This window comes from Mycobacterium sp. (assembly GCF_035314665.1).
Taxonomy (GTDB): Bacteria; Actinomycetota; Actinomycetes; order Mycobacteriales; family Mycobacteriaceae; genus Mycobacterium.
Map to the genome: position 1 here is coordinate 1 of NZ_DATFZD010000366.1, position 17,952 is coordinate 17,952.

Here is a 17,952-nt window from a genome sequence, read left to right on the forward strand (position 1 = left end):
CAACGGCTGGGCGGCGGGCGGCGGGCACAGCCTGCACGTGACCTGCGACCTCACCCTGGCCAGCCGTGAGCACGCCCGGTTCAAGCAGACCGACGCCGACGTCGGCAGCTTCGACGGCGGCTACGGCAGCGCATACCTGGCAAGGCAGGTCGGCCAGAAGTTGGCCCGCGAGATCTTCTTCCTCGGCCGCGACTACACCGCCGAGCAGATGCACGCGATGGGCGCGGTCAACGCCGTCGTCGAGCACGCCGAACTGGAGACGGTGGGTGTGCAGTGGGCAGCCGAGATCAACGCGAAATCACCTCAGGCACAACGGATGCTGAAGTATGCGTTCAACCTTCTCGACGACGGGCTGGTGGGCCAGCAGCTGTTCGCCGGTGAGGCCACCCGGCTGGCGTACATGACCGACGAGGCCGTCGAGGGCCGCGACGCATTCCTGGAGAAGCGGCCGCCCGATTGGAGCCGGTTCCCGCGCTACTTCTAGCGATCGGGGCTCCCCCTAGACTCGCGACCTGTGAGCAATAACCCGCTGCAATGGTTGAACAACAAGTTCGTCCTGGCCACCATGCGCCCACCCTTTACCGCCCAACTCGCGGCGTACCGTCGGGCCGCGAAATCTGTCGACCTGAAGGGCAAGCGCATCCTGCTCACCGGAGCGTCGTCGGGCATCGGCGAGAGCGCCGCCGAGGAGTTCGCCCGCTGCGGCGCCACCGTGGTGGTCGCTGCCCGTCGCAAGGACCTGCTGGACGCGCTGGTGGGCCGGATCGAAGACCGCGGCGGCAAGGCCATCGCGATGCCGTGCGATCTGTCTGACCTAGACGCTGTCGACGCACTCGCCGCCGGCGTGGAGGAACGTCTTGGCGGGGTGGACATTCTGATCAACAACGCCGGTCGCTCGATCCGCCGACCGTTGGCCGAGTCGCTGGAGCGCTGGCACGACGTCGAGCGGACGATGGTGCTCAACTACTACTCGCCGCTACGCCTGATCCGCGCGATCGCGCCGGGGATGTTGCAGCGCGGCGACGGGCACATCATCAACGTCGCGACGTGGGGAGTGTTCAGCGAGGCGTCACCGCTGTTCTCGGTCTATAACGCGTCGAAGGCCGCGCTGTCGGCGGTCAGCCGGGTCATCGAAACCGAATGGGCGCCAAAGGGTGTGCACTCCACCACGCTGTACTACCCGCTGGTGGCGACCCCGATGATCGCGCCGACGAAGCAATACCAGGGACTGCCGGCGTTGACGTCACACGAGGCGGCCGGCTGGATGGTCACCGCCGCGCGCACCCGGCCGGTCCGGATCGCGCCGCGGATGGCCGTCTTCGCACGGACGATGGACACGGTGGGTCCCGGCGCGGCGACCAGGATGATACGGCGGCAGCGGCTCCAGCCCGGCGACGATGCAGAGCGCGGAGCGCGATGAGGAGGAGCCGGGCAATTCAGCTTCAGCCCGGCGACGCGTGATAGACACAAGGCATGGAGATTCTCGCCAGCCGGATGCTGTTTCGGCCGGCGGACTATGAACGATCGCTGAGCTTTTACCGCGACCAGATTGGGCTGGCGATCTTCCGTGACTACGGCGCGGGCACCGTGTTTTACGCCGGCCAGTCACTGATCGAGCTGGCCGGCCACGGCGCGCCGGACCACCCCGCCGGGCCATTCCCCGGCGCGCTGTGGCTGCAAGTGCGTGACCTCGCAGCGACGCAGGCCGAGCTGGAGAGCAGAGGCGTGTCCATCGCCCGCGAGGCGCGCCGCGAACCATGGGGTCTGCACGAAATGCATGTCATCGATCCCGACGGCGTGATCCTGATCTTCGTCCAGATTCCGCCCGAGCATCCTCTGCGCCGCGACACACGTGGCGAAAGCCGCCGATCCGCAGGTTAACGTCAGGCGAACTTCTGTCGACGAGTGTCGAATACCAGGGATTCACATCCCCGTTCTTTCGACAACCGCGCCCAGATACCCGCAGAATTAGCGCCGTGAACCTTCAGTTGTTCCTCTTGATCATCGTCGTGATCACAGCCCTCGCATTCGATTTCACCAACGGGTTCCACGACACCGGCAATGCCATGGCCACCTCGATCGCCAGCGGAGCGCTCTCGCCGAAAGCCGCCGTATCGCTCTCGGCGGTGCTGAACCTCGCCGGAGCGTTCCTGTCCACCGCGGTCGCCGGGACAATCGCCAAGGATTTGGTGAACGGTCATCTGGTGACCTTGCAACTGGTCTTCGCCGGTCTGGTCGGCGGGATCGTCTGGAACCTGATGACCTGGCTGCTGGGTATCCCGTCAAGCTCCTCGCATGCCCTGGTCGGTGGCATCGTCGGTGCCATGATCGCCGCGGTCGGCGGGCACGGGGTGATCTGGACCGGCGTGGTGTCCCGCGTGTTGATTCCGGCCCTGGTGTCGGTGGTTTTGGCCGGGCTGGTCGGTGCGGTCGGCACCTGGCTGGTCTACCGGCTCGATCGCGGCGTTCCGGAGGAGCGCAGCGAAACCGCTTTCCGGCGCGGCCAGATCTTCTCGGCGTCGCTGGTTTCGCTGGCGCACGGCACCAACGACGCGCAGAAGACGATGGGCGTGATCTTCCTGGCGTTGATCTCTTACGGCGCGGTCAGCCGGACCGCCGCCTTGCCCCCCTTCTGGGTCATCTTCGCCTGCGCGTGTGCGATGGCACTGGGCACCTACACCGGCGGCTGGCGGATCATCCGCACCATGGGTAAGGGACTCGTCGAGATCCATTCGCCGCAAGGCATGGCCGCCGAATCGTCTTCGGCGGTAATCATTTTGCTGTCCGCTCACTTCGGGTACGCGCTGTCCACCACTCAGGTGGTGACCGGATCCGTGCTCGGCAGCGGGGTTGGCAAACCCGGAGCAGAGGTGCGCTGGGGGGTGGCCGGCCGGATGGCGACCGCGTGGCTGATCACGCTGCCGGCGGCCGGTCTGGTCGGTGCCATCACGTACTGGGTGGTGCACGGGATCGGTGGCTTCGCCGGCTCGATCGTCGGCTTCGCTCTGCTGGTGGCAACGGCCGCTGCAATCTACCTGCGGTCGCGGAGAAACAAGATCGACCACAACAACGTCAACGCCGAGTGGAAGGGTGACCTCACCACCGGACTCGACGAGGTCGGCACCCCGACGGTCACCGTCGACGCGGGCGCCCCCGGCGCGAACGGAAAGGCCACCGACGCCCCTCCCGCAAAGAAAGCAGGCATGTCATGAGCACTTGGTTCAACTACCAGGCTTCGTTGAAGATCCTGATCTTCGGTTTGCTGCTCGGTAGCGGACTGCCTGCGCTGTTCGCACTCGCGGTGCGGGCGGGCGCCGTGGGCGCCGGCGTCGCGGGTACCGATGGGACTGCCGTGGGGCACAAGAATCCGGCGCTGACCGCGCTCAGCTGGCTCATATACGCGTTGGCGCTGGTCGCGGTCCTCATCGGCGTGTTGTACATCGCCCGCGATTTCATCGGGGCGCGCACTGGCATGTATATCCTTGGAGCCAAGCCCGCATAAAAACTTAAATTCATTCGCGGTTCAGGCTTGACCAGGCCTGTGCGGGGGAAGTTGAGGCAGTGTGAACCGATTCTTGACCTCAGTAATCGAGTGGCTCCGTGCGGGATATCCCGAGGGCATCCCACCCACTGACTACTTTCCGGTCCTCGCCCTGCTGACGCGTCGGCTGTCCAACGACGAGGTCAAGGTGGTGGCCCGCGAAGTGATGCAGAACGATGGCATCGATGACGTCGACATCGGTGTGCTGATCACCCAGATCACCGACCAGCTGCCGTCCCCGGCAGACATCGAGCGGGTGCGGGAACGGCTGGCCGCCAAGGGTTGGCCGTTGGACGATGCCCGTGACGGCGAGGGGGCCGGATAGCAGTCCTGCGCGCCTTCGCCGTGGCGCAGGGCTCCTCGGCGCTCCCGCTGCTGGCTGCCCTCCAACAGGTTCTCAACGGCCGGGCGTCTGCCATGCTGCCGGTGCCGGCCGGCGCCGATCGCGGGTCCACCTTGTCGGCGCTGCGGGTGGGCGAAGCTATCGACGACGACATCGCCCTGGTGGTGACGACATCGGGGACCACCGGCGCGCCCAAGGGTGCGCTGCTCACCGCCGCCGCGCTGACCGCCAGTGCCGGGGCCACCCATGACCGTTTGGGCGGTCCGGGCCGATGGCTGCTGGCTTTGCCGCCCTATCACATCGCCGGTGTCCAGGTGCTGGTGCGCAGCCTTCTGGCCGACACCGTTCCGGTCGAGCTGGATGTCTCGACCGGTTTCGATACCAGCGAATTGCCTTCTGCCGTAGAGCAACTCGGAGGTGGTCGCCGCTACACGGCGCTGGTAGCAACGCAGTTGGCCAAGGCGATGGCCGATCCGGCGGCTGCCGCGGCGCTGGCCGAGTTGGATGCCGTGCTGATTGGCGGCGGGCCGGCCCCACGGCCGCTCCTCGACGCTGCCGCGAGCGCGGGCATCACGGTGGTCCGCACCTATGGGATGAGCGAAACCGCCGGCGGCTGCGTGTACGACGGCGTCCCGCTCGACGGGGTCCGGCTGCGGGTGGACCCGGACGGCCGGATAGTGATCGGCGGCCCGACACTGGCCAAGGGCTATCGCAACCCGCCCGATCCCGACCCGTTCGCCGAGCCGGGCTGGTTTCGCACCGATGATATTGGCGCGGTTGACGATTCGGGCGTGCTGAGTGTGTTGGGTCGGGCCGACGAGGCGATCAGCACAGGCGGGTTGACGGTGCTACCCCAGCCCGTGGAGGCCGCGCTGCGGACCCACCCCGCGGTGGCCGACTGCGCGGTGTTCGGGCTCGGCGACGATCGGCTGGGGCAGCGGGTGGTGGCTGCGATCGTCGTGGCCGATGGGCATTGCCCGCCCTCGCTCGAGGCGTTGCGGGCACACGTCATGCACACGCTGGACCGCACGGCCGCGCCCCGCGAGCTGCATATCCTCGACGCGCTGCCGATGCGCGGCATCGGCAAGGTGGACCGGCAGGAACTGGCACGTCACGTAGGAAAACGGTCGCCGATGACATAATGCGTCAATGCAGCGCCACATCATCGTCAGCGGCGACGATGCGCTGGCCATGACGATCGTCGAGGAGCTGAAAAACGCCGGCGTGACCGTTGCCAGGCTGCCCAACATCGACCTCTCCGAGGCCGGGGTTGCTCGCGAGCTCGTCCTCGCCGACGTTGCCCATGCGCTCGCCGTCGTCTGCGCCGGGGATGACGACGCGACGAATCTCGAAATCGCGCTGCTGGCAAGGAGAGCCAACCCGAATGCGCGGGTGGTAGCACGGCTCGCCAACGACGTGCTGCGCGAAGCGATAGCCGACGACAACGGGCCCGGGGCGATCTTCAACGTCGCCGAACTCGCGGCGCCGTCGGTGGTCGAGGCATGTCTGGAACACACCACACACGAATTCGAGGCCGCGGGCATCAAATTCGTCGTCGCCGGCCGCGACGCGTACCGCGACGCCACGTTGCGCGAACTGTACGGCGATTTGGCGCCGGTGGCGGTGATTCACGGCGACAACTCCCCCACCCCCGGCGAGATGGATATCTGCCCGAGCCGCGACCAGGAGGTGCACGCCGGCGATTGGACGATGATGGCCGGCACCGCCGACGAGCTGGCCGCCCAAAACATCAAGGTCCGACGCCTGGGCCGCGCGCGATTGCGCCAGCCACGACTGCGGAAGGCGATCGACTCCGTCCGCGCCCTGGTCGCCGACTTCAACCCGGCGTTTTATCCCGTTGTGGCGGGCACGCTGTTGCTGCTGGCGTGCTCAACGGTGATGTTGCGTTTCGGCTACGAGGCGCCGCCAAAGATGGGCTGGGTCGACGCGATCTACTTCACCATCGAGACGATGACGACGACCGGCTACGGCGACTTCAGCTTTGTCCACCAGCCCACCTGGCTGCGTGTGTTCGCAACCTTGTTGATGTTCAGCGGGGTGACCACCACCGCTTTGCTGGTCTCGTTCGTCGCCGACGTGCTGCTGTCGCGCCGCTTCGTCATGGGAGTTGCCCGCCCGCGGGTGCGCCATCTGAACAACCACATCGTCGTCGTGGGGTTGAGCGCGCTCGGCATGCGCGTGGTCAGCGATCTGACTGCCGCCGGCTACGAGGTGGCGGTGATCGAGCGCGACGAAGAGAACAGTTTCTTGTCGGTGGCAAGCGATCTCGACGTGCCGGTGATCTTCGGCGACGCCACCTTGGGCCAGACACTGCGATCAGCGCGGGTGGAGCGCGCTCGCGCGGTGGCGGTGCTGACCCGCGACGATATGACCAACATCGAAACCGGGATCGTGCTGACGGAGATGCTCGGAACCGAGGTGCGGCCCGGGCTCAACTGGACCGATGTTCCGCTGGTGCTGCGCGTCTATGACCGCACGCTGGGCTTCGCGGTGGCGCAGCGGTTCGGCTTTGAAAACGTGCGTTCCACCGTCGAGTTGGCCGTGCCGTGGTTCATCGGCGCTGCGGTCGGTCTACAGGTGCTGGGCACCTTCTCGGTGGGACAACGCTCCTTCGTGGTCGGCGGAATGCAGGTGGCACGCGGCAGTGAACTCGACGGCCTGCGCATGTTCGAGCTATCCACCCAAACCCGGGTCATCGCCATCACGAGGCCCAACTCACTGGTCAAGCTGCACCCGCGCCGAGACGCCCGACTCCACGCCGACGACACCGTCTACCTGGTCGGGCCCTATCGCGAATTGCTCGACACGCTGCGCAAAGGACGTCAACCGCAACAACCCCCGGCCGACGCGCCTGCCGCCCAATAAGCCCCAATAGTCTGGACGGTCGTGAGGATCGCTCGCCGGGACGCAATCGCGGCCGCGATCGGGCTGATCCTGGTTGCCGCCGCGTTCGTATTGCCTCGCCTGCACTGGGGCATCAGGTCGCGTGTGCATACCGCGCCGGACCGTTTCGGCTGGCACGCCGGCGCCGCTCCGATTTTCGGCTGGTTCGACGCCCACGTCGGCTGGGGCACCGGACCGGCGATTCTGCTCGGACTAGCTGTCGTGGTGTGGGGACCCGTTGTGGCGCAGCGGCTTTCGTGGCGGCTGCTGCCGCCGGTCGCCTGGGCCACGTCCTGCGGGTGGGCGTTCTCACTGGCGATGATCGACGGCTGGCAACGCGGCTTTGCCGGCCGGTTGACCGACAAGGACGAGTATCTGCCGCAGGTGCCGGGCATCACCGACATCCCGCAGACGCTGCGGACGTTCTCCAGCCGGATCCTGGATTTTCAGCCGAACTCGTGGATCACCCACGTCTCCGGCCATCCGCCGGGGGCGCTGCTGACGTTCGTGTGGCTGGATCGCGTCGGGCTGGGCGGCGGTGCGTGGGCCGGGTTGCTGTGCATGCTGGTCGGGTCGAGCGCCGCCGCCGCAATCCTGATCACGCTGCGGGTGCTGGCCGACGAGCAGACCGCGCGCCGCGCCGCGCCGTTCGTCGCGATGGCACCGACGGCGATCTGGATCGCGGTCTCCGCCGACGGGTACTTCGCTGGGGTCGCCGCCTGGGGCATCGCACTGCTGGCATTGGCGGTGCGCGGCGGGGTTCGGTTCCCCGTTCCGGTCGCGTCCGCGGCAGGATTGCTGCTCGGCTGGGCGGTCTTCCTCAGCTACGGCCTGACTCTGCTGGCGTTTCCGGCGTTGGCGGTGCTGTTGTGCGCGACCGACTGGCGATCGGCGCTGCGGGCACTGGGTCCGGCGATTCTGACCGCAGCCGCGGTGGCGGCGGCGTTCGCCGCTACCGGCTTCTGCTGGTTCGACGGCTATACCCTTGTGCAGCAGCGCTATTGGCAGGGAATTGCCCAAGAGCGGCCGTTCCAATACTGGAGCTGGGCCAACCTGGCGGCGGTGGTCTGCGCGATCGGCTTGGGTAGCGTCGCCGGCCTCGGCCGGGTCTTCGACCCGGCCGAGATCCGTCGCCTTTCGGGCCTGCACCTGCTGGTGCTGTCGATGCTCGTTGCCATTGTCTGCGCGGACCTGAGCATGCTGAGCAAGGCCGAGACCGAACGGATCTGGCTGCCGTTCACCGTCTGGCTGACGGCCGCGCCCGCGCTGCTGCCGCCTCGGTCGCAGCGACTGTGGTTGGCCGTCAACGTCATCGGCGCACTGTTGCTGAACAGTCTGATCTTCACTCACTGGTAGAGAGGCTTGGCTATGCCGGAACTGGCCCGCCGACTCGGCACCGCCGACGCGGTGGTGATCGGGTTGGGATCGATGATGGGCGCCGGGGTGTTCGCCGCGTTCGGCCCCGCCGCGCGCGCCGCCGGGGCGGGGCTGTTGATCGGGTTGGCGATCGCCGCGGCGGTTGCCTACTGCAATGCCACCGCCTCGGCGCAGCTGGCGGCGGTTTATCCGACGTCGGGCGGTACCTACATCTACGGGCGCGAACTGCTCGGCCCGTGGTGGGGCTTCGCCGCGGGGTGGGGATTTGTCGTCGGTAAGACCGCATCGTGTGCGGCGATGGCGCTGACCATCGGCACGTACGCGCTGCCGGGCCCGTGGTGGGCTCAGCGCCTTGTCGCCGTCGCCGCGGTGGTGGGGCTGACCGCGCTGAATTACCGCGGTGTCACCAAGACCGCGGTGTTGGCTCGAATCCTGGTGGCCTGCACGCTTATTGCCCTTGCCGTCGTGGTCATCGCCATCGCGGTCGCCGGCGTGCAGCCGTCGAATCTGACCGGCGCGGGCGCCTGGTCGTCGGTCACCGTGTACGGGGTTTTGCAATCGGCCGGGCTGCTGTTTTTCGCGTTCGCGGGTTATGCGCGGATCGCGACGATGGGCGAAGAGGTCCGCGACCCGGCCCGCGCCATACCCAGGGCGATCATCGTCGCGCTGGGAATCACGGTGGTGGTCTATCTGATCGTCGGCGTCTCGGTGCTGCTGGCCGCGGGACCCGAGCGGCTGGCGCGGTCTGCCGCTCCGCTGGCCGAGGCGCTGCGCGCGGCCGGGGCCGCCCCGCTGGTGCCGGTGGTCGCGGTGGGCGCGACGCTGGCCAGCCTGGGGGCGCTGCTGGCGCTGATCGCCGGGATCGGGCGCACGAGTCTCGCGATGGCCCGTCACCGGGATCTGCCCGGCTGGCTGGCCGCTGTTCACCCAAGCCACCGCGTGCCACACCGTGCCGAAATCGCTCTGGCGGTGGTCGTGTGCATCCTGGTGGCCACCGTCGATCTGCGCGGCGTGATCGGCTTCTCGTCGTTCGGCGTGCTGATCTACTACGCGATCGCCAACGCGTCCGCCTACACGCAGCCGGTCGCGCAGAGACGTTGGCCACGCGTGCTGAACGTGTGCGGTGTCGTCGGCTGCCTGCTGCTCGTCGCCACGTTGCCGTGGCTGTCGGTGGTCGTCGGGCTTGGGATATTCGCGATCGGCCTGACTGGACGCGCGATCGCGCAACGATCCTTCACAGACCCGCGGCGCGAGTGACATGGGCGAACCGGCTGCCCGACGGACAGACCGCACGCACCGCGGCCACATCGTCGGCAACGTCGAAATCGGCCAGCTCGTCGAGAAGGGCGACATCAACACCGTTGCCGCGCAATGCTTTCAGCGTCAGCGCTCCGGTGTCGGGCTGCGACATCGGGACGTCGCGCAGACACCCCGCCAGTGCTGGGCTCCGCACGCCGAGCGCCCACCAGCCTCCGTCGCAGGCCAACCCGAGAACGGCCGAAGTTTCGCCCAGGCGTCGCGCACAGTCGCCCAGCAACTCGGCGGTCACCTGCGGGGTGTCCATCCCGATCTGCAGCACCGGATGCCCGTCGACGGCCGCGGCGTCGGTGTGCGCGTTGGCCAGCCGGTCACCGAAGTCGTTGCCGCGCTGGCCGATCACATCGAACGACGCCAGGCGGCGCCGGATTTCGTCGGCTTCGGCGGCGCCGTCGAGCCGACCGGTGAGCGCCACGACCCGGGTGGCGACCGGCGTGGCCACTACCGCATCGAGGGTGTCGAGCAGTGCGGCGGCGGCGATCTCGGCGGCGACCTGATCGCCGACCGTCGCGGCCAGCCGGGTCTTGGCCCGGCCGGCCACCGGGGCTTTGGCCACCACGAGCAGCGTCACCGGCAGGACGCTCAAGAAATCACCTTCCAGAAGTCCAGGATCGCGGTCACGCTGCCCCGCAGCGAACCGCTCACCTTCGACTTACCCCCGACGCGGGGCCCGTATGCGACATCGTGTTCGACCACCCGCCAGCCGGCCGCGGCCGCGCGCACCAGCAGCTCCAACGGATATCCCGACCGGCGGTCGCTGACACCCAGGCTCAGCAGGGCGTCCCGCCGGAAGACGCGTATCGGCGCGATGTCGTGCACCGGAAGGCCATGCCGGGTGCGCAGCCGCCAGCTCATCATCACCGTGCCCAGCCGCGCCACCCACGGCCAGCGCAATCCGGGCACCGGGCGGCGTCGGCCGATCGCCAGGTCGGCGCCGTGCTCAACTTCGGCGACCAGCCGAGGCAGATCGGCGGGGTCCAAGGACCCGTCCGCGTCGATTACCGCCACGATCGTCGTCGTCGCCGCCACCACCCCGGCGTGCACGGCCGAGCCGTAGCCGGGTCGCGGTTCGGCGACCACCGTGGCGCCGAGGCGGCGGGCCACGTCGGCGGTGTCATCGGTGCTGTTGTTGTCGACCACCAGCGGCTGGTAGCCGGCGGGCATGGCCGCCAGCACGAACGGCAGCGGCTCGGCCTCGTTCAGACACGGCAGCACCACCGTCACCAGACCGTCGGCCATGCCGGCCTCAGACTGATTGCGGCCGGAAATTCATTGCGACGCCATTCATGCAGTAACGGAGGCCGGTGGGTGCCGGGCCGTCATCGAAGACATGGCCGAGGTGCCCGCCGCAGCGACTGCACAGGACCTCGGTGCGCGTCATGCCCAACGAGTCGTCTTCACGCGTGATCACGGCCTTGCCCAGCGACTGGTAGAAGCTCGGCCAGCCGGTGCCGCTCTCGAACTTGGTGGCAGACGAGAACAGATCCAGTCCACAACCCGCGCAACTGAACACACCGGAGCGGTGTTCGTCATTGAGCGGGCTGCTATACGGCTGCTCGGTGCCGGCGTTGCGCAGGATCTCATACTGCTGCGGGCTCAGGAGCTGCCGCCACTCGGCGTCGGTGTGGGTGACCGGAAAGGTACCGTTCGCTGTGTCCGGTGAGCTGTGGGCCGGCGCGCTGTGTCGTGAAATACCCCAGGCGAGCAGGGCAGCGCTGAGCAACGAGCCGCCGAGCAGCACCTGGCGGCGTGTCACGGCGGGCCGCGGCGAGGCTGAGTCAGTCATCTTTGAATGGTACGCCGCCGTTTAACCGCGCAGCGGTGCGAACGCGAAGTCGCGCAATCCTTCCCACGGCTTGACCACCGCGCGGAAACCCAGCACGCCGGCGGCGCGGGCTGGGTCGGCGACGATATGGCGCACATCGCCGCTGCGGTATTGGCCGGTAACAACCGGCGACACCGTGGAATCTCGCGCTTCGCACAGCTGCGTCGCGACCTCCATGATGGAAATCGGCTGTCCGGAGCAGACATTCGCGGCGGTGAACCCGCCGCGGTCAACGGCCACCGCCGCCACGTTGGCCGCCGCGACGTCGTCGACGTGTACGAAGTCCCGCATCTGGCCGCCGTCTTCGAAAACCTTTGGCCGTTCACCGTTTTCGAGTGCCGAGCGGAAGATCGCGGCGACCCCGGAATACGGCGTGTCGCGCGGCATGTCGGGGCCGTAGACGTTGTGATAGCGCAGCGCGGCCACCGACCCGCCCGTCGACTCCGACCAGGCCAGCGCGTAATGCTCTTGCGCGGTCTTGCTGGCGGCGTACAGGCTGCGCGGCCGCAGCGGCGCGTCCTCGTCGACCAGCTGCCACGTCAGTTGCTCGCCGCCCACCGGACAGCGGTGTTCGAAAACACCGGCATCGAGGTCGGCCCGCCGACGGGGCAACGGGTCCACCGGACCGTGCTCGTCGCAGCGGTACGCGCCCTGCCCGTAGACCACCATCGACGACGCCAGCACCAGACGGGTCACCCCGGCGTGGAACATCTGCGCCAGCAGCACGGTGGTGCCGAAGTCGTTGTGGCTGCCGTAGTCCGGTGCGTCGGCCGCGTTCACGCCCGCACCGACAACCGCGGCCTGGTGGCAGACCAAGTCAATCCCGTCCAGCAGCGGGGCCAGCGCGTCGGCGTCGCGGATGTCAAGCCGCCGACAATCGCGCGGCGCCACCGCGTCGTCTCCGTGCGCGGCCGGCAACATGGCATCGACGGCGACCACGTCGTGACCCGCGGCCCGCAGTGCCGCGTCGACTCGCGACCCGATGAAACCGGCCGCGCCGGTCAGCAGCACTCTCACGGCTGGTCGAACGGCAGCTCGATACCGGTGTGCGACAGACACTCGGTGCAGGTGCGTTCGGCGGCGACCTGGGCGATCGCCTCGCGCACGAGTTTCTTGAACGGCTCGATGTTCTTTTCGAATTCGCCGATGACATCGACCACCTTCACCCCCGCCCCGGCATCGATGCCGGCATCCAGGTCCGTCACCAAACCGATTGTCGCGTAGCATATTTCGAGCTCGCGCGCGAGGACCGCCTCCGGATAGCCGGTCATGTTGATCAGGGTGAAGCCCGCGGCGGCGAACCACTGGCTTTCCGCGCGGGTGGAAAACCGCGGACCCTCGATCACCACCATGGTGCCGCCGTCGACCACGCCGGGCAGCCCGGTGACCGCCGAGCGCAACGTCGGGCAGTACGGATCGGCGAAGGACACGTGCGCGGCACCGGCGTCGAAGTAGGTGTCGGCGCGGCGACGGGTGCGGTCCACCAGTTGGTCGGGCACCACGATCGCGCCCGGCTCGAGTTCCAGCGTCAGGCTGCCGACCGCGCACGGCGCGAAGACTTGCCGCACCCCAAGCTCGCGCAGCGCCCACATGTTGGCTCGATACGGCACGTTGTGCGCCGGAAACCGGTGGTTGGCGCCGTGGCGGGGCAGGAACGCGACCTCGTGCCGGCCGACCACACCGACCGTGACCGGGGCGCTGGGCTCGCCGAACGGGCTGTCCAGGTTGATGGTGCGCGCGTCTGAGTCGAAGAACGTGTAGAAGCCGCTGCCGCCGATCACTCCGATCATGTACGCATTATCTTTCAGGCGGCATGCACCGCGTCGTGGAACGATTGCGAGGTGGCCAGTTTTGCGCAGTGGGTCGCGGGTGCGCGACCGCGGACCCTCCCCAACGCCATCGCCCCGGTGATCGCGGGCACCGGAGCCGCCGCCTGGCTGCATGCCGCCTGCTGGTGGAAGGCGCTGCTCGCACTGACCGTCGGCGTGGCATTCGTCATCGGAGTGAATTTCGCCAACGACTACTCCGACGGCATCCGCGGCACCGACGACGAACGGGCCGGCCCGCTGCGTCTGGTCGGCTCGCGGCTGGCGGCACCGGGGTCGGTGCTCACGGTCGCGGTGCTCAGCATGAGCGTCGGCGCGGCGGCCGGGCTGGCGCTGGCGATGACCAGCGCGACATGGCTGATCGGGGTTGGCGCGGTCTGCATCGCGGGCGCGTGGTTTTACACCGGCGGTTCCAGGCCTTACGGCTACGCGGGTTTCGGCGAACTCGCGGTGTTCGTGTTCTTCGGGCTGGTCGCGGTGCTGGGCACCCAGTACACCCAGGCGTTGCGGGTGGACTGGGTGGGTGTGGTGCTGGCGGTGACGACGGGCGCGCTGTCATCGGCGGTATTGGTGGCCAACAATCTGCGGGATATCCCCACCGACGCTCAATCCGGCAAGATCACGTTGGCGGTGCGGTTGGGCGACACCGGGACTCGCAGGCTCTACCAGACGTTGCTGGCCCTCGCCGCAGTGTTGACCCTGACGCTGACGGTGGCCACGCCCTGGTGTGCGGCCGGCCTGGTGGCCACGCCGCTGGCGCTGCGCGCGGCGGCGCCGGTGCGATCCGGTCGGATGGGCGCCGAGCTGATTCCGGTCCTGCGTGACACCGGTCTGACGCTGCTGGTGTGGTCGATCGCGGTGGCAACGGCGTTGACGCTGGCGGCCTGAACTACGCGGCCTTCTCCATCAGTTTGATGACCGCCGCACGCAACTGGGCGGCGTAGGCGTGCTCGGTGATCAGGGCGATCGCCTGCCGGTCACCGCTGCGCAGGATGCCCAATATGATGTGCTCGCATCGGACCTCGTTGTCTTTGTGCAACAACGCTTCTCGTAGCGCCAACTCGAGCACCTTCTTGGCCGGGCGCGTGAACGGGATTTGCCCGCGGCAGCGGCGACGCCGGCCAGACTTATACAGGGCGTCGTCGAAGGCTTCCTCGCCGAACGTTCGCGTGACATTGTCCCGCACGGCGCGGAGGTCGATGCCGATCGACTCGAGTGCCTCGGCGTCGTCGTCGAACGAGGAGTCGCCGGATGTGCTCGCCTCCACCAACTGCGCCCGAACGACGTCGAGGGTCAGGCCGTATCCGCTGAGCAGCGCGCCCAGTTCGTTGGCTCGGTCCGCTGTCGCGGCCCCGGCGGCTTCGGCCGCCTGCAGCACCCCTACCAAAACGTGTGAGGGCCGAACTTCGTCGAGATTCAGCTCGCCTGCTTCTGCTCGGGCCATCGCGACCGCGACTTGCGCGTTGCGGCTGAACCGCTCGAGCATCCTTATCTCCTGCGCCCGTTCCGACTTCCCGCTACCGGCACCACTGACGATTGATTCCTTTTCCTTGGCGAATCGGTCCTTTCGGACCTCCGGGTGCCAGCCCTCCGCGAGCCGCGAGAGCTCCGATCCGTCGATCAACAAGCACTTGTGCCGTTCGGCAAGTGCCGCAGCCGCAGATGTGAACGACTGATTTGAAATGACCATGGTTGAAAGGCACTGATACATCACCGCACCTTCTACGTCGCCCCGGTGTCCGGCCTCCGGACGCGTGTCGATGCGCGCTTACATCCCCGCGACGACAGTGAGTGGATCGAAATCCGGCAGCGCCGATGAACATGGCGCCGAACGTTTCTCGGGTAAACGACGTCAATCTTCGGGCGGTGCCTCGCCACGCAGTCTGGCCCGCAGCTGCTCGCGGTCGCGGCGCCGGCGCTCGGTGGCCACCTCGAGGTCTTCGGTGGCCCGGCGACGCAACGGACCGAACACCCAGATGCCCAGCGGCATCGCAATGACGAGGGCAAACAACAGGGCGACGGTGATCGGGAACTCGTGCACGCCGAGCAGTCCGCCCGCTGCGTAGATCGCCGCGGTCAGCGCCGCCACCAAGGCCAGTCGAGCCGCGACGTAAAACAGGACGCTGACGGCAGCCCGACCGGCCGAGCTCTGAGCCTTTGGCACAATGCGAGCCTAAGACGCCGCGTATATTCGCCACCAAGGAGGTGTTGAGTGCTGTACCTGCTCCTCGTCCTCGTTCTCGGGACGCTGATCTACGTTGGCTGGCGCGCTGTCCGTTCAGGGGTCAACCGGCACAAGACTCGCGTCATCGGACCCGACGACGATCCGGACTTCCTGTGGCGGTTAAGCCACGGCGACAACCCGCGTTAAATCGCTAGATGAAGTGCTCGTTGGATCGGCGCTGATCGTTCGGAAAGCCGTCGGCGACAACGGCTGCCAGCTCGATCAGCGCTTCCCGCGTTTCCCGCTTCAGCCGGTCCAGGCTGATCTCCGCGCCCTCCTCGAGATGCGGATCGAACGGCACTAGGCGCACCGCGCGGCACCGCCGCGAGAAGTGATCGACCACCTTCTGCATGTCGACCTTGCCTGACCGAGGCCGCACCGCGTTGATGACCGCGATCGAATTGCGGACCAGATCCTCATGGCCGTGCGCATCGAGCCAGTCCAAAGTCGCTGAGGCGCTGCGCGCGCCGTCGATCGATCCCGAGCTGACCACGATCAGGGCGTCGGCCTTCTCCAGCACCGGCGTCATCGCCGAATGCAAAAGCCCGGTCCCACAATCGGTGAGCACCAGCCCGTAGAACCGCTCCAGGATTTCCAGCGTCTGTGCGTAGTCCTCGGCGCTAAACGCCTCGGACATGGCCGGGTCGCTTTCCGACGCCAGCACCTCCAGCCGGCTCGGGCCCTGCGACGTGTAGCTGCGCACATCGCTATAGCGCTCGATGCCCTCGGCGTCGCGCAGCAAGTGGCGCACGGTGGCCGGCGTTTCCAACGGCACCTTCTGGCTCAGCGTGCCGCGATCGGGGTTGGCGTCCACGGCCACTACCCGGTCGCCGCGAATCGACGCGAACGTCGCCCCCAGCGTGGCGGTGATGGTGGTTTTACCGACGCCGCCCTTCAGCGACAGCATCGCGATCCGATAGCAACCCCGCAGCGGGCTGTTGACCTGCACGGTCAGGTCGTTGTACCGCATGGTCCGTGGACTTTCGCCGACGTTGATCAGCTGTCCGGACAAGACGTACAGCCACCGGCGCCAGCCCTCCGACGGCGCCGGCTTGACCTGCCTCAGCAGGGTGCTGGTGGACAACTCCGGATACCGCGAGGATGGCAGGGGCGTCTGCTGGTGTCCCACATCCGCCGACGAGGACGCGGGCGGTCCCCCGTAATTGCCGTAGACCCGCCGAGGCGAGTCGACCACCCGCGGAAGCCCTTGGTACGGCGTGGCTGCCCAAGCCCGTGGCTCCTCGCGGGTCTCTGGGGGCGGCACGCCCCGGGTGGCAGCCTCGCTGAAGCGCCGTTCGGTGCGGAATCCGGCAAACGCCGTGGTCGGCGGATCGGTCACCAGCGGTGGTGGCGGCCGCAGGTCGGTGGTCGGATGGTCTTCGCGACCATGCGATACCTCCGCGTTCGCATTTTGCGTCGGATGGTCAGACACGTGCAGTTACCCCTTGTTGCAACACTCAGGTCGCTTGTTGACGAGCGGTCCTGTTATCGAACATATCGCAGCGCCGATCGCCACCCCCCTGGTCGGCCTAGCCCACTCCAGCATAGGAGTGCAGGCCAACGGTCACCAGGTTGACGAAGAACAGGTTGAACACCATGGCCACGAAACCGACCACGTTGATCCAGGCCGCTTTCCTGTCCCGCCAGCCCGCCGTCGACCGAGCATGCAGGTAGGCTGCGTAAACCACCCACGCGATGAACGCTACCGTCTCCTTGGGATCCCACCCCCAATACCGGCCCCAGGCCTGCTCGGCCCAGATCGCGCCGAAGATCACACCGAAGCCGAACACCGGGAACGCGAAGATCGTGGTTCGGTAGGCGATCCGATCCAGCGTCTGCGCGTCGGGCAACCGCTGCACCATCCGGGCAAACGCGCCCGACGTCTCCGGCTCACCCAGCCGCGAGGTGCTCAGCAGGAACAGGATGCTGGCCACCCCGGCGACCAGGAACACCCCCGAACCCAGGCTGACCACCGACACATGGATGGGCAGCCAGTACGACTGCAGCGCCGGCATCACCGGTGCGGCGTTGGTGTAGAGCCAGCGCCCGGACACCGTCAGCAAAATCAGCACCGGCAGCAGCAGAAAAACCCACAGCGGACGGTACTGCGGGCGGCGCAGCACGATCGCGCCGGCGACCAGGCCGCAGAAGCAGGTCAGGTTGATGAACTCGTACATGTTGCCCCACGGCACCCGCACGGTGGCCAGACCGCGCAGCACGATGCACAGCAGCAACAGGGAGATACCGGCGTAGACCAGGATCAGCCCGGCCCGCCCGACGCGCTCGTCGAACGGCCGCCGCGGGGCGTCCAACACGACGCCGGGGGTCGTGCTGTCGGCGGCCACCGCGCCGGCGCTGACCAACTCGCGTTCGGCTCGCCGGCCGCGGGAATAGGCGAGTTCGACGGCCAGCAGCAACAAGGCGACCACCAAGATCACCATCGAGGAAGTGAACGCCAAGTCTGAATTGCGCGCCAAGCCCAAATCGACGTGTGAGGTGTTCACTCCAGGCTCCTTCCAGCGGTCCCGACGGGCTCGACAGCGGTGACGGCCGGCGTTTTCAACCCCTCCTGCAACCGGTCGACGAGCCGCCCGA

Annotated in this window: 20 protein-coding genes and 1 pseudogene; 12 read left to right on the forward strand and 9 right to left on the reverse strand. The window is 67.7% G+C overall.

Annotation, left to right across the window (positions count from 1 at the left end; all coding sequences use genetic code 11):
- From VKI00_RS25325 to VKI00_RS25370, 10 genes and pseudogenes are all read left to right on the forward strand, one after another.
- A partial coding sequence (locus tag VKI00_RS25325) for an enoyl-CoA hydratase-related protein (protein WP_324443243.1) occupies nucleotides 1–484 on the forward strand: 484 nt, incomplete at its 5' end.
- Nucleotides 485–514: 30 nt separating this feature from the next.
- Nucleotides 515–1,420 carry an SDR family oxidoreductase gene (locus tag VKI00_RS25330; protein WP_324443244.1) on the forward strand — a complete coding sequence of 302 codons (906 nt, stop codon included), beginning with the start codon at nucleotides 515–517 and terminating at the stop codon, nucleotides 1,418–1,420.
- Between the two features lie 53 nt (nucleotides 1,421–1,473).
- Nucleotides 1,474–1,881: a VOC family protein gene (locus VKI00_RS25335; RefSeq protein WP_324443245.1), complete on the forward strand. Its 408-nt coding sequence runs from the start codon at nucleotides 1,474–1,476 to the stop codon at nucleotides 1,879–1,881.
- A 95-nt stretch (nucleotides 1,882–1,976) separates the two neighbouring features.
- A pseudogene (locus VKI00_RS25340) lies at nucleotides 1,977–3,273 on the forward strand (inorganic phosphate transporter).
- Nucleotides 3,209–3,502 (forward strand): hypothetical protein, encoded by a 294-nt coding sequence (locus VKI00_RS25345; RefSeq protein WP_324443246.1) that lies wholly within the window; start codon nucleotides 3,209–3,211, stop codon nucleotides 3,500–3,502. The pseudogene VKI00_RS25340 and the gene VKI00_RS25345 overlap by 65 nt, the downstream one beginning before the upstream one ends.
- Nucleotides 3,503–3,563: 61 nt before the next feature.
- Nucleotides 3,564–3,866: a DUF3349 domain-containing protein gene (locus tag VKI00_RS25350; protein WP_324443247.1), complete on the forward strand. Its 303-nt coding sequence runs from the start codon at nucleotides 3,564–3,566 to the stop codon at nucleotides 3,864–3,866.
- A 20-nt stretch (nucleotides 3,867–3,886) separates the two neighbouring features.
- A complete protein-coding gene (menE, locus tag VKI00_RS25355; RefSeq protein ID WP_324443248.1) occupies nucleotides 3,887–5,026 on the forward strand; it encodes an o-succinylbenzoate--CoA ligase in 1,140 nt (379 codons plus the stop codon).
- Nucleotides 5,027–5,033: 7 nt separating this feature from the next.
- The gene (locus tag VKI00_RS25360; RefSeq protein ID WP_324443249.1) at nucleotides 5,034–6,770 is read left to right on the forward strand and encodes an NAD-binding protein; all 1,737 of its coding nucleotides are present in this window, start codon (nucleotides 5,034–5,036) and stop codon (nucleotides 6,768–6,770) included.
- Between the two features lie 21 nt (nucleotides 6,771–6,791).
- Complete coding sequence (locus VKI00_RS25365) at nucleotides 6,792–8,144, forward strand: hypothetical protein (protein ID WP_324443250.1); 1,353 nt, start codon at nucleotides 6,792–6,794, stop codon at nucleotides 8,142–8,144.
- Nucleotides 8,145–8,156: 12 nt separating this feature from the next.
- Complete coding sequence (locus tag VKI00_RS25370) at nucleotides 8,157–9,422, forward strand: APC family permease (protein ID WP_324443251.1); 1,266 nt, start codon at nucleotides 8,157–8,159, stop codon at nucleotides 9,420–9,422.
- Here the strand turns inward: VKI00_RS25370 and VKI00_RS25375 are convergent.
- Genes VKI00_RS25375 through VKI00_RS25395 form a run of 5 tightly spaced genes read right to left on the reverse strand, consistent with a single transcriptional unit; the run spans nucleotide 9,400 to nucleotide 13,097 of the window.
- Nucleotides 9,400–10,068: a TIGR04282 family arsenosugar biosynthesis glycosyltransferase gene (locus VKI00_RS25375; RefSeq protein WP_324443252.1), complete on the reverse strand. Its 669-nt coding sequence runs from the start codon at nucleotides 10,066–10,068 to the stop codon at nucleotides 9,400–9,402. The genes VKI00_RS25370 and VKI00_RS25375 overlap by 23 nt on opposite strands.
- A complete protein-coding gene (locus tag VKI00_RS25380) occupies nucleotides 10,065–10,721 on the reverse strand; it encodes a glycosyltransferase family 2 protein (RefSeq protein WP_324443253.1) in 657 nt (218 codons plus the stop codon). Before VKI00_RS25380 ends, VKI00_RS25375 begins: the two co-directional genes overlap by 4 nt.
- A 7-nt stretch (nucleotides 10,722–10,728) precedes the next feature.
- Nucleotides 10,729–11,268, reverse strand: a complete 540-nt coding sequence (gene msrB, locus VKI00_RS25385) for a peptide-methionine (R)-S-oxide reductase MsrB (protein ID WP_324443254.1) — start codon at nucleotides 11,266–11,268, stop codon at nucleotides 10,729–10,731.
- A 21-nt stretch (nucleotides 11,269–11,289) separates the two neighbouring features.
- Nucleotides 11,290–12,324: an NAD-dependent epimerase/dehydratase family protein gene (locus VKI00_RS25390; protein WP_324443255.1), complete on the reverse strand. Its 1,035-nt coding sequence runs from the start codon at nucleotides 12,322–12,324 to the stop codon at nucleotides 11,290–11,292.
- Complete coding sequence (locus tag VKI00_RS25395; protein WP_324443256.1) at nucleotides 12,321–13,097, reverse strand: S-methyl-5'-thioadenosine phosphorylase; 777 nt, start codon at nucleotides 13,095–13,097, stop codon at nucleotides 12,321–12,323. Before VKI00_RS25395 ends, VKI00_RS25390 begins: the two co-directional genes overlap by 4 nt.
- 51 nt (nucleotides 13,098–13,148) lie before the next feature.
- On the opposite strand from VKI00_RS25395, the gene VKI00_RS25400 reads away from it, so the two are divergent.
- Complete coding sequence (locus tag VKI00_RS25400; protein WP_324443257.1) at nucleotides 13,149–14,021, forward strand: 1,4-dihydroxy-2-naphthoate polyprenyltransferase; 873 nt, start codon at nucleotides 13,149–13,151, stop codon at nucleotides 14,019–14,021.
- A gap of 1 nt (nucleotide 14,022) precedes the next feature.
- Here VKI00_RS25400 and VKI00_RS25405 read toward each other — a convergent pair whose 3' ends face one another.
- Together VKI00_RS25405 and VKI00_RS25410 are read right to left on the reverse strand one after the other, a co-directional pair.
- On the reverse strand, nucleotides 14,023–14,619 hold the full coding sequence (locus tag VKI00_RS25405) for a Clp protease N-terminal domain-containing protein (protein WP_324443261.1): 597 nt from the start codon (nucleotides 14,617–14,619) through the stop codon (nucleotides 14,023–14,025).
- Nucleotides 14,620–14,985: 366 nt separating this feature from the next.
- Nucleotides 14,986–15,297 carry a DUF4229 domain-containing protein gene (locus tag VKI00_RS25410; RefSeq protein WP_324443258.1) on the reverse strand — a complete coding sequence of 104 codons (312 nt, stop codon included), beginning with the start codon at nucleotides 15,295–15,297 and terminating at the stop codon, nucleotides 14,986–14,988.
- A gap of 48 nt (nucleotides 15,298–15,345) precedes the next feature.
- Between VKI00_RS25410 and VKI00_RS25415 the strand changes: the two genes are divergently transcribed.
- Entirely contained in the window at nucleotides 15,346–15,504 is a 159-nt protein-coding gene (locus VKI00_RS25415; RefSeq protein ID WP_324443259.1) for a hypothetical protein, read from the forward strand.
- A 4-nt stretch (nucleotides 15,505–15,508) separates the two neighbouring features.
- Here VKI00_RS25415 and VKI00_RS25420 read toward each other — a convergent pair whose 3' ends face one another.
- Both VKI00_RS25420 and ccsB read right to left on the reverse strand, forming a co-directional pair.
- The gene (locus VKI00_RS25420) at nucleotides 15,509–16,789 is read right to left on the reverse strand and encodes a MinD/ParA family ATP-binding protein (protein WP_414687288.1); all 1,281 of its coding nucleotides are present in this window, start codon (nucleotides 16,787–16,789) and stop codon (nucleotides 15,509–15,511) included.
- A 97-nt stretch (nucleotides 16,790–16,886) separates the two neighbouring features.
- The gene (gene ccsB / locus VKI00_RS25425) at nucleotides 16,887–17,861 is read right to left on the reverse strand and encodes a c-type cytochrome biogenesis protein CcsB (protein ID WP_324443260.1); all 975 of its coding nucleotides are present in this window, start codon (nucleotides 17,859–17,861) and stop codon (nucleotides 16,887–16,889) included.
- Nucleotides 17,862–17,952 lie beyond the last annotated feature (91 nt).